Annotated in this window: 7 protein-coding genes; 5 read left to right on the top strand and 2 right to left on the bottom strand. The window is 40.1% G+C overall.

Annotated elements, in window-relative coordinates; translation table 11 throughout:
- Positions 1-91 precede the first annotated feature (91 nt).
- A complete protein-coding gene (locus tag BMW55_RS08965; RefSeq protein WP_170839838.1) occupies positions 92-982 on the top strand; it encodes a putative RNA methyltransferase in 891 nt (296 codons plus the stop codon).
- Positions 983-1,116: 134 nt separating this feature from the next.
- On the opposite strand, the gene BMW55_RS08960 is transcribed toward BMW55_RS08965, so the two are convergent.
- Both BMW55_RS08960 and BMW55_RS08955 read right to left on the bottom strand, forming a co-directional pair.
- Positions 1,117-1,866 carry a CAP domain-containing protein gene (locus BMW55_RS08960; protein WP_244527509.1) on the bottom strand — a complete coding sequence of 250 codons (750 nt, stop codon included), beginning with the start codon at positions 1,864-1,866 and terminating at the stop codon, positions 1,117-1,119.
- Between the two features lie 369 nt (positions 1,867-2,235).
- Positions 2,236-3,303: a PQQ-dependent sugar dehydrogenase gene (locus BMW55_RS08955; RefSeq protein WP_089967643.1), complete on the bottom strand. Its 1,068-nt coding sequence runs from the start codon at positions 3,301-3,303 to the stop codon at positions 2,236-2,238.
- Between the two features lie 413 nt (positions 3,304-3,716).
- Between BMW55_RS08955 and dnaG the strand changes: the two genes are divergently transcribed.
- From dnaG to BMW55_RS08930, 4 genes are all read left to right on the top strand, one after another.
- The gene (gene dnaG / locus BMW55_RS08950) at positions 3,717-5,597 is read left to right on the top strand and encodes a DNA primase (RefSeq protein ID WP_089967640.1); all 1,881 of its coding nucleotides are present in this window, start codon (positions 3,717-3,719) and stop codon (positions 5,595-5,597) included.
- A gap of 607 nt (positions 5,598-6,204) precedes the next feature.
- The gene (locus tag BMW55_RS08940; RefSeq protein ID WP_089967633.1) at positions 6,205-8,631 is read left to right on the top strand and encodes a DrmE family protein; all 2,427 of its coding nucleotides are present in this window, start codon (positions 6,205-6,207) and stop codon (positions 8,629-8,631) included.
- The gene (locus BMW55_RS08935; RefSeq protein WP_089967629.1) at positions 8,619-10,355 is read left to right on the top strand and encodes a nuclease-related domain-containing DEAD/DEAH box helicase; all 1,737 of its coding nucleotides are present in this window, start codon (positions 8,619-8,621) and stop codon (positions 10,353-10,355) included. The genes BMW55_RS08940 and BMW55_RS08935 overlap by 13 nt, the downstream gene beginning before the upstream one ends.
- Entirely contained in the window at positions 10,336-12,084 is a 1,749-nt protein-coding gene (locus tag BMW55_RS08930) for a hypothetical protein (protein ID WP_089967624.1), read from the top strand. Before BMW55_RS08935 ends, BMW55_RS08930 begins: the two co-directional genes overlap by 20 nt.
- Positions 12,085-12,174 lie beyond the last annotated feature (90 nt).

Here is a 12,174-nt window from a genome sequence, read left to right as displayed (position 1 = left end):
TCATGAAGCGCATGGGATCAATGATGATCCCATGTGTCGGCATGCTGAATCGAACCGGTGGCCGGGGGCCCCGAAAGGCAGGGGAGGCCATATGAAAAAAATCGACCTTGCCAGGAGTGTCATCCGGAGTCACAGTCATCTTTTCATGTGTCCCCTGTGCGGTGCAACGATGAATATGAACGGGTCAAACAGTCTGATCTGTTCCAACCGTCACTGCTTTGATTTATCCAGATCCGGATCTATCCACTTGCTTTCAAACCCGGTGAAACGAACCAAATACGATAAACAGATGTTCGAATCCAGACTTGCCGTTAACAAAAGCGGCTTCTTTGCCAACATGGCGGAGACGATCCATCATCTCGTAAGCTGTGCATCTACGAACACAAATGCGAAGTGTATCCGCGTATTGGACGCCGGGTGCGGGGAGGGTTCCCATTTGGCGGATTTGGTAAAGAACTTGGGCTCGACGGGTTCCGGGGTGTTGGGAGTCGGCATGGATCTTTCCAAAGACGGGGTCCGGATCGCTGCCAGAGAATACCCCGGCCTGATTTGGTGCGTGGCGGATTTGGCCCGCAGTCCATTCAAAGACCAACAATTCGATGTCATCCTGAACATCTTTTCACCATCGAATTATTCGGAATTTGCCCGAATCCTTCATGATGACGGGATATTGATGAAGATCGTTCCGGGCAGAGACTATCTGAAGGAATTGAGAAGGGTGTTCCATGGGCAGGCACACAAACAAACCTATTCAAATGAACAGGTGCTCACGCATTTCAGCAAGCACTTCCAACCGGTGAAAAACCGGCAGATCAAATATGTGAACAGGATCGATCCGTCAGAGTTGAAGGATCTGATTCACATGACTCCGCTGTCCTGGGGAACAAAGGAAGAAAATATTCAAAAAGCCCTTCAGTCAGATATTTTTTCTGTAACCGTAGATGTCACGGTCGTGGTTGGTAAAAAGAGTAGAAGCATCTAAAATGAGGCGGCCAAGTCCGCTGGTTGTTCCCGTATTCGCCATTCCGTGCCATTCCGGGATGTTGAACGTTTTTGCGAAAATATTACAAGAAAAACATGCAGCCCGTTCTGGAGCTGCATGTTTTTCTTGGCGGCTTATCTTCCGATAAATTCTTGTACCCAGTAGTTTCCGTCTTTTACATAGCCCACACCGATGTAATTGAAGTTTTTACTCAGGATATTTTGACGGTGTCCTTTGCTGTTCATCCAGTCATTGACCACTTCTTGCGGAGTGCGTTGTCCCATGGCAATATTTTCACCTGCGGCATTGTACCGGATGCCGTACCGATCCATCATTTGGAACGGGGAGCCGTAGGTGGGGCTGTTGTGGCTGAAATAGTTGTTGTCATGCATGTCCTGTGCTTTGTCACGCGCCATTTTGCTCAGTTGCAGGTCTACTTTCAGGGCAGGCAGTCCGTATTTGGCCCGCTCTTGGTTGGTAAGGTCAATCACCTGTTTTTCAAATTCACTCAGCGCGTAGTCGGTTTGAGTCTTGTTGGATGATCCGGGCTGAGGAACAGGTTGTTTCCGGGGTTGATTCGCTGGTTTTTGTTTTTTGGGCTTGGGTTGCTTGCGTTTTTCTTTTGGTTTGGCCGGTTTAGACTGAACCGACGGTTGCCCTGCTTTACTATGTTCCACGACATCCAGCTGAATGCCGCATTGTTCAAGAAGTTGATCAAGTTTTAAATCCTTCAAAACTTCTTGAATAGAGTAAGTATTGAGAGAGGAATCTGGCTGATTGGCCGTGGCCGGTTCTCCCTTGTCCGCAGCAAACGTACTCAGCGGGCTTGTCACCGCCAGCGCTCCCGCAATTGCCAGTGAAGTCAAAAAACGATGTTTTTTCACAGAATCACCCTCCTGTAGAAGTTTTGGCCCAACCAATCCGGTGAACCTGACTCTATTAAGAGGATAACATAAGATGAGAGTGGATTTAGTAGAAAAAGTTGGGAATAAAAGAATAAAATATGGAAATAGGTTGCGAACTTCAGAGTGGATGCATGTTTGGCTGCAATATATTTAAGAGAATTTGCCAAGAACCGCTGTGAATAGAAAAACCCCTGCCCTCATGAGGCAAGGATTTCCGGAGAATGGCTGATTTGTAACGTTAAAGGCGGATTTTGAGTGTAAAGAGGAAAAATGGTTATGATGCAAGTTTCAATTTTTCCCCATAGGTGATGAAGTGTAACAATGGAAACCGGCTTGAATCCCCTGTTCTCACTTCAACTGAATCCGCAGCAGACGGTCGTCTTTGTCGCGCGGACTGCCACGGCCGTCCGTATTGTTGGTAAGGACATATGCGACGCCGTCTTCGATATAAATGTCACGTAAACGCCCTTCACCTTCAAAAATCGTTTCCGCCTTCTTCGTAGACAGCGAAAACTTTAAAATTTGCTGTCCTCTCAGCCCGGCTGCATAGACTGCATCCTTATATACGGATATACCCGAAGGAGCCCAGGTGTCATCACCGGAATGATAAAGCGGGACCAGCATGTTTGCTTTCTGTTCGTCACCGATGATCTCCGGCCACCCGTAATTTTTCCCCTTCTCGATCCGGTTGAGTTCATCATGTCCGCCGGGGATGGAACTGGGCCCGTGCTCGGAACTGTACAGCACGCCATCCGTTGACCAGCTCAGCCCTTGAGGGTTGCGGTGGCCGTAACTGTACACATACGAATGCGGAAACGGATTGTCCGGGGGAACTTTTCCGTCCAGCGTCATGCGCAGAATTTTGCCGTGCCATGTCTGAAGATCTTGTGCTTTCTCCTCTTCCCCGGCATCTCCGGTCGTTACGTATAGATGTTGATCCGGCCCGATCTTGATCCGACCGCCGTTATGAAAACGGGATCCCGGAATCTTTTCCAGCAACGCCCTCTGTTCGACCCAGCCCCGATCCGTTTCCGTGACGAGAACCAGCCTGTTCCATACCTCTCCATCTTCCAGATACGTATGGTAAACATAAGCATTGGCCGTCTGGTGAAAATCGGGAGACAACGCCAAACCCAGCAACCCGCCTTCCCCTTCATGATATACTGCTTTCGTCAGGATCACTTTTTTGCGCTCCTGCCTGCCCTCCTGCACTTTGACGATATTTCCGGGACGTTCGGTAATATAAAACGTACTGCCGGCTTTCGCGATCGACCATGGGATTTGTAAATCACTTGCCAGAATGGTAGATGGGTGCTCCGTTTCCGTGACTGGTTGATCTTTGGAGAATGGGGTACAACCTGCTGCTGACAGGATCAACAGGGAAAAGAGAAAGGAAAGAAGTAGTTTTCGTATCATCTATTTGACTCCTTTTATATGAATTTTGCCAAATGTATATAAATATTGTAGTTCATTTGTATGAGGATGGGGAACTGTATGAGGTTCATTTGAAACCCGTAGGGAACATGATCCCAATAACCTGATCCGCAGTGGTAATTTGTCTGCTGGTTTTTTGTTGGAGGGAACAGATGATGAAGGTGATATGATTGAGATCGGATATCAAGAGATTATCGAATGGCTTCAATGTTTTGAAACGTCCTGATGAATGGGAAATAGTTGAACAGAGTATTGATCATGCTTCGCGGCTTTTTAAATCGATACCAACTTATAAATTATTCAATGGCAGAAATATGGAGAAGACCATTATGAGAATTAAAAGGATACTAGAAGGTAAATTGTAATCAAATTCCGATAAAGGACAGTGGTTCGGTATGGGAGGAAGAATCCCGGAAGAGATCGTTGAACAAATACGGGCACATTTTGATATTTTGGACGTGGTTCAACGTTATGTGCATTTAAAAAAGAGCGGGAGGAATTATCTGGGATTATGTCCTTTTCATTCAGAAAAGACACCCTCTTTTTCCGTTTCCCCTGAAAAGCAACTCTACTATTGTTTTGGTTGTGGTACAGGTGGGGATACCATTAAATTTATCATGGAGATCGAGCAGATGACCTTTGCAGAAGCGGTCAGGCATCTGGCGGATCAAGCCGGCATTCAAGTTCCCGAATCAGAACCATCGTTCAGTGATCAGAAAGAAGATGAACGGCAGCAGATGCGAAATGCCTTGGATCTCGCTGCGAAGTTGTATCACTATGTACTGACGTCAACAGAATTTGGCAAAAGAGCACGACGTTACGTTCAAGAACGCCGGATTTTGCCCGAAACGGTTAAAGAGTTTCAAATTGGATACGCCCCGGATTCGTATGAGTTTCTCCTCTCTTTTATGAAGAAAAGAGGCTTTGATGAGGAATTACTCGAGAAGGCCGGGTTAATTGCTTCACGCGAAACAGGATCGAAAAGATATTTTGACCGCTTTCGTGACCGGGTCATGTTTCCCATTCATGATTCCCAGGGAAGGGTGATCGGTTTCGGCGGCCGTTTGATTGGCGATATGGGCCCTAAATACTTAAACAGTCCGGAAACTTCGTTATTCCATAAAGGCCATCATCTATTTAACCTCCATCGTGCCCGGTCGCCAATTCGCAAAGAGCAGCAAGCGATTCTGTTTGAAGGGACGATTGATGTCATAGCTGCCTGGCAAGCAGGTATTCAAACGGTAATCGCCACACTCGGAACAGCCCTGACGGAAGAACAAGCAAGGCTGATTAAGCGCAATACGGATACAGTCATCATCTGTTATGATGCAGACCAGGCAGGTCAGTCGGCAGCCTTAAAAGCACTGGATCTATTAAAAAATCAAGGTTGCACGGTAAAAGTGGCCCAAATGCCGGCCGGTTTAGACCCGGATGATTATATTCGCCGTTATGGCGGAGAAGCTTTTAAAGAAGAAATCCTGGCAGGGGCACTTCCCTACACTTCATTTAAACTGGAAAGTCTGAAAAAAGTATACAATCTGCAAGACGAAGATCAAAGAATGAAGTATCTGACGGAAGCGATTGATGTCATTACTGATCTGCCGCTGGCGATTGAACAGGACCATTATTTGCGAAGGTTGGCGGAAGAGTTTCGATTATCCCTCGATGCATTGAAAGAAGAACAGAGAAAGTGGAAAATACGGAAAAAGAGAGAGGCAAAAAGGGATCAGGAACAAGTCAAGCGGAATCATGGGAATCTGGAATCTGACAAACAAATGAGTCGCAGATCGGGTCCATATTCAGTTGCAGAGAAATCAGAAATGATGCTGGTTGCTCATATGATGAGAGATCAAGCGATTACAAAGTGGGTGAAAAATGTGCTGGGTGCTGACTTTCATACAGAGGTTTATGCTGCTTTGGCTGCCTACTTATATGCTTACTATGATCAAGGGAATCCAGCCGATGCAGGACGGTTTATCAGTACCCTTCCTGATCCGTCTTTGGTTGCCAAAGCAAGTGAATTAGCCATGATCGAAGTGCCCGATGAGATTTCCGAAAAAGCATTAAAAGAATATGTCCGGCATATACGTAACTTCGCTGTACTGAAGGAGATCGAGGAAAAAGAGAAATTGGTAAGGAAATTGTCTGTGCAAGATCCCGTCAAAGCGGCACAGTTGTCAGCGGAGATTTTGCAACTGAAAAGGAAAGTGCATGTGAGGAAAAGGAACTCTAGGAAAAAAGGGTTCCTTTATTGTTTAATGCGGATGGTGTTGTGATTTGACGGTGGGAACTTGGAAAACACCCTGTCATTTTGAGGTGAATTCACCAATCAACCTATGGCTTACCTATGAACGCTAAAAGCTGTATCACCAAAAAAAGTAATCCCATTTGGAATAGAATCAATCGGAAAGATTACAGGAAGAGTGGTAATCCAACTGAACGATGTCTTCTTATTGACACTTTGGCTCAAAACATAAAAAAGCTGAAGGAGTATAGATACGGTCGGAATGGTATGGATATTAAGAGAGATACGAAGGAAAAGAGGAAGAACCATCGTTTTGGCGAAACGAGGCGACAGTTGACATAAAATCACGGAATAACACGAATAAACAAATATCAAAAGTCTGCACAGTGCAGCTATTATATGTAAGGGTATGACAAAAAGGGAGTACCTTTTTTATATAATTGATGTGTAAGTTAAACAAGGAATGAATTGATTCATGTGAATGGCATACCAGCACTTATTTATCGTTGTAATATATTTTCAAAAAGCATACTATCTGTAATAATTAAATTAGATGATTTGTAATGGTTTTTGTTCATATAATTACATGAAAAATACTTTATGCAGAAAGTTAAGTAATAATTATAGAAGGTGATTGAATGAAAATCTTAGCAAGGATAATTAACAAAATAAATAAATCAATTCATCCGATTTTTGATATTCTATTAGATTCAATAATTAATTCCGATTATAATAGAAAGGTTATTCTTCTTCCTAGAAGGTATGACATAGTTGCATGGACAGCTCTATGGTATGCTGCGTTTCAATTGCTTAATAAAAGTGAGAACACAGATTATAATAATCTGTCATTTGAAAAAGGACAAAAGGTTCTATTTAACGGCGTAGTATGTAAATTTGTTTCCATTGATCTAGAGGCAAAAACAATCAGTTTATCTGTTAAAACTTCTAAAAAATCAGAGGTAACACACACAGTACCTTTAAGCAAAGTTGCTAAGCTGCTTCCGGTAGGTCCTGAAGTTCCTTTAACTATTACTAAATCCTGGCTAGCTAACATTGAACCGATTGATAATCCTTTGGTCGCTGATATCAGTTCTTCTATTGACATAGCTGTTATTACAAACTCAAACCTTTTTAACACTGCTTACGAAAAAATTAAAAAAACATATAATGAAGTCTACAGTTTAATAAACTGTGCAAAGTTAAATAATGACGGTGAGCTTACGTCTTTAGACAATAAATATGGTACGGGTATTCCGGCATGCTTGCTATCCAGTGATGTTTTCCGCTTATATAACTTTATTGATTCATATGATATCTTACCAGAGTATATTCTTATTGATGGAAGTAAACATGTATTAGATGATATGTCTCAGTTTCAAGAAATGATTTTAGAGAAGGAAATTCCAACAACTGTTTTCATAGAGCATAATGAATATAGGAACATCAAAAATTTTAGAGATCTTGGATTTCAAATAATTAAGGAAGAACAGTGGAATTCGAATTTACAATTAAGTAGTAGGACACATTTTAATTATATTAATCATATGTTCCGAACAGCAGATAACCTTAATATCTCGCCTGTGGTATTCCCGAACAATAATCTACTTAAGGCGTTCTCAATGCTAAAAGACTTTTTCTCAATATATCGACACGCTGGAAATAAAATCGGAGAAATCTGGAATGAAATGTTCTATGATCTCTATCTTACTGCTTTATCTGTAATCCAAACCGAACAGAATATAAATGATAGAACACAGGAACTTACTCGTTTGTTTGGAAATCACAGTAGTTATTATACTCTTATCTCAGCACAAAAGTTAATTAATGAAGAGAAACAAAGGCTGAAAAATCAAAATGAAAAAGCCCAATATATAAGAGACTTTATCAAAACTCAAGCTGGCGTTAAAACAGCAGTTGTAGTTAAAAATGACTACGAATTGAAAAAATGTTGGGATTATTGGCGTGATGTTTTAAAAAACAACTTGAAATATGTTGAGATTGTGACACCCAGAGCTTTTCTCAAAGGTTACAAACCATATGAGAAAATAATTATTACGGGGTATTTGGGACGAAAAAGTTTGAATCAGATAATTAGGTCTTATTCTTGTGACGACATTTATGTATTGCTTTGGGAACATGAAATGAAAAACTATTTCACATCATATTTAAAGAGTTTTAACAAAACACTTTCTAATAACCGTATCGTACAACAAAAGACTGACCTGCTATCTGTTTCTCTAACCCCGAGTGAGATACAACTAATTAATAAAATGGAACCAGATAAAATAGAGTTCAGGTTAAATTATAATTTGTATAGAAACTTTGTTGCAACAAAAAATGATTCGAATGTTGATGAAGCTATATTAATCGAGTTTGAAGGTGGCTTTTATGGATTTTTTACACCTTCATACCCTTTTTATAAGATTTCCTCTTCTCAAATAAATAAGGGTGAAATAAACACTAATATGCTCTCAAAGACAGATGCGAAAGGCTTGGAAGATGGAGATCGTGTCATCTATATAAGATCTAGTTCTGAGAAAATTAGAGAAATTGTTGACCAAGAGCTTAAAGAAAATAACTATTTTTATCTAAGGGAGACGGCAGAGCTCTGGCAAAGAGCTCTGAGAACCAAGTATAGAGAGAAACATGGAAACTTTGATGAGCTGTACAGGGTACTTAAAAGACATGGATTGAAACGAAACAAAATCACTGTTAAAAACTGGTTGAACAGGGGGGTGATTGGACCGGCCAATCTTGATGATATTGATATAATTGCGAATGCAACCGATTATCAGCCTCTTAAAAATAGTCTCCTTCAAGTTAAAGATTCCATCTTAAGATTAAGGTCTGCTCATATCCAGGCATTCAGCATTCTTGAAAATGAGATCCTGCAAAATATTAATGATTCATATAACCAAATAGCCAGTGGTATTGAAATTGATTACAGGAGAAAACTATATCAAAGTCTGGTTGTAAAGAGATTTTCTAAAAAATTACTTAAAGTAAAAAAAGCTCATGTAAATAAGATTTACGAAGGCAAGGAGAGTTATTTATGGCAAGGATGATACCGAACTTCTATGAGAAGGATTTAAAAAGTCGTGGAGAAAAAGAGCTATTTGAAGCTTTTAGAGATACTTCAGGAACAGAAGATTGGATTGTGCTTCATTCATTAGGTATTATCCGTCATGTGAAGAGAATGTTTGGAGAAATCGATTTTGTTGTATTAGCTCCAAACCTTGGGGTTTTCTGTCTGGAGGTAAAATCCGGCCATGTAAAAAGAAAAGATGGTGTCTGGCACTTCACAAATAAAAAAGGCAGGACTTTTCAAAAAACGGTAGGGCCTTTCGAGCAAGCTCGGGACGGAATGTTTAGTTTAATTAAAGCAGTAAAGAATCGTTTTGGTCGTGGCTCCAGATTGGGTAATTTGCTTTTTGGATATGGTGTTATGTTCACTGATATTGAATTTAAAGCAAGCGGTCCTGATCAAGAGCAATGGTTAGTTTTTGACCTTAAAAGCAAAGACAGACCCATTACTAATTACATTCAGAGTCTGCATGAAAAAACAAAAGAACAAACCCAACAAAAGGGTGCGCACAGAATTTTACCTAACAAAAAAGACATTGAACAGCTGGTTTCTTTTTTAAGGAAGGACTTTGATTTTATTATTCCTTACTGGTATAAGGAACAACTAGTTGAAAATGAAATCATAAGGCTTACTGAAGAACAGTATTATTGTTTGGATGGAATGCAAAACAATAAAAGAACTCTATTTGAAGGAGGTGCAGGTACTGGAAAAACAATGTTGGCTACTGAATCTGCCAGACGAAGTGCTTTGAACAACAAAAAAACACTGTTTTTATGCTTTAATAACCTTCTTGCGGATGAATTAAAGAAAAAGTTTAAGGGACAAGAACTGGTAAAAGTATCTACCTTTCACGGGTTGTTGCGAAGTCTTTGTAATCAAGATCAGTTGGACGAGAGTCAAAAAGATTTTTATACAGACATACTACCAGAAAAGGCCTTTGAAACTCTTGTTGAAAATGGTTGTGAGCTTTTTGACAAATTAATCATTGATGAAGGCCAAGATTTGATACGAAAAAAATATTTAGACGTATTGGATTTGTTGTTGAAGGGCGGTTTTAGAGAAGGTGAATGGCAAATTTTCTGTGACCTTAAGCACCAAGCTATTTATACCCGCGACTCAAGAGAAAAAATGTTAGACTTGCTGGCTAAAGAGAGTCAATTTTCATCGTTTAAATTAATGAAAAACTGTAGGAATACTAAATACATTGCCGAACATGCCTTGATACTATCAAATGCGGGAAAGGAAGCTTATTCTGTTAGTGATATTGAAGGACCTCCGGTAGATTATATTTTTTATGATAATGAGAAAGATATGCATAAGAAAGTATTGGATGTGTTAAAAAAGTTGAAAGGTGAGGGAGTGAATAGTGATTCCATAACTTTATTGTCACCTTACAAGTTAAAACGATCGGGACTATCCACCTTCTCTCAACGCATATTTAGAATTCATGATCTGACTGGAAGAAAGCCAATACCAGAAGGGAGTCTGGGCTTTAGTACGATTCACTCCTACAAGGGGCTGGAGAATACCTACATTATACTTGTTGATATTGACGATCTTGAGACAGCAAAGATCCAGGAGCTTTTATATGTGGGGATGACAAGAGCAAAACTTGGACTGTATGTGTTTATTAAATCAAATCTAAAGGAACGCTGGCAAAGCTTATTAGTAAGGAGGATTCTTAATGAGAAATCACATCATTGATTTTCTAAAAAAAGAACTGATCGGTCCTGATCCGATACCACCTTATGTACAGCCAAATGGTGAAGAAGTTCTGTTTGATTTACCACGACAAAGATATGGAGCAGGTATTCTATATCCACAGCAATATACGCTTGAGAATACTGAAAAACTATCAGAAGAGGAAAAAAACATTGTCGAATCAAATAAAGGAATCGAAGATGTTGAGGAAGTACTTGACAGAACAAAGATAGATACTCACGGCAATTATGATGAAGATAGAGAGCAAGAAGGATTTGAAGAAGTTGTTAATTTGACAAATGCTTATTTTCCGTCTGCTATTGGGGTGAGTTGTTTCGTTGAAATCCCTGAGAAAGGATTTTCTGTTCAGGTTAAAGCAGGACGTTATAAATTTGACGAATTTATTTATAAAGATGAAAATCAGGACGAAAAGAAACGAAAAGCTTATTTACGAGAATGTATAAATGAAATCATACATATAAAAGCTGAAGAAATTCCTCCATTGCCGAAACAAAATCTAAAAAAACCTATTCAGGTAAAAGAAAAGGATACGGGTTTGGTTCTATATATTACCAATAGGTCTGTTTTTAGAGGAGATTTAGATAAAAAATGTCTGTTGACTTTTTCCCTTGTCAACGAGTTGCTAGGGAATGAGGGGTCGTTTCATGATAGTGAAAAGTGTTTCTTTCAGGTCGAGATGAAGATTAGATCAAGGGATGGGAAAGCATGTTTTTTGCCATATCCAGAAAAAAAATATATACAGAATGAAGACGACAAGATAAATAAACTGTTGTATCGAAACTATATGAGTTATGCGATTGGTCATGGATGTTCTGCTTACTGGGAAGAAAGCACCATTGGTAGAGCCAAAAGTGTGGAAACCCGTATCATCCCCGACTTTGAAATGAAGCCCATTCTACCAGCCAAGTTAGACAATGTGGAATTAAGTATGTTCAATCTCAGTGATTACGGAGATTTTAACGACGGAATAAGAAATTTGGAGCTTCTTTGCTCGCATTATGAAGAATGGATTAGGCAACAGGAAAAGCGTATCCATTCTCTTGATACAAAATTACAAGATACCGCTTCAAAACAAATCAAAAATTGTTTTCGCTGCCTAGAACGCATAAGGGATGGAATCCAACTCCTCCAAATAGATGAAAAGGTTCAACAGGCATTTCAATATATGAACAGAGCTATGTTGTCCCAGCAGTTAAGATATTCACTACCTTTACGAAAATGGTATGAAAACAAATCCACAGTAATTAAACCTTTTCGTAATATTGATTTGTTTAACAAAAATACCTGGCCACGGTCGGATCTGGGACATTGGCGTCCATTTCAGATAGCCTTTATTCTAATGAATTTAAAATCCATGGCTTTGCCGGAATCAAAAGAAAGGGATATAGTGGATATTATCTGGTTTCCAACAGGTGGAGGAAAAACGGAAGCTTATTTGGGTTTAAGCGCATTTTCAATATTTTTGAGAAGATTGAAAGATCCCCTCGATTCAGGTACGTCAGTCTTAATGCGTTACACTCTTCGCCTGTTGACTACACAGCAATTTCAGCGAGCAGCAGCTTTAATTACAGCTTGCGAAGAAATTAGACAGGATTGCCCTGACATTTTGGGATCGGACCGCATTACTATTGGTTTATGGGTTGGAGATAGTCTTTCTCCCAATACACGTCAGGATGCAAAAAATATTCTTTCGAAGATGGGACAAATATAGCGCCCCAATTTAAAATGCGACGGTTAGATGTGTAGAGCTCTCCGGTTTTGATAGAATTCTGCTTAAGGAGGAACCGGAGATGAAACGTCG

It is taken from the genome of Lihuaxuella thermophila, assembly GCF_900110165.1.
Taxonomy (GTDB): domain Bacteria; phylum Bacillota; class Bacilli; order Thermoactinomycetales; family Thermoactinomycetaceae; genus Lihuaxuella; species Lihuaxuella thermophila.
The sequence above is the reverse complement of the archived record's forward strand: the minus strand, read 5'-3'. Positions and strand labels throughout refer to the sequence as shown.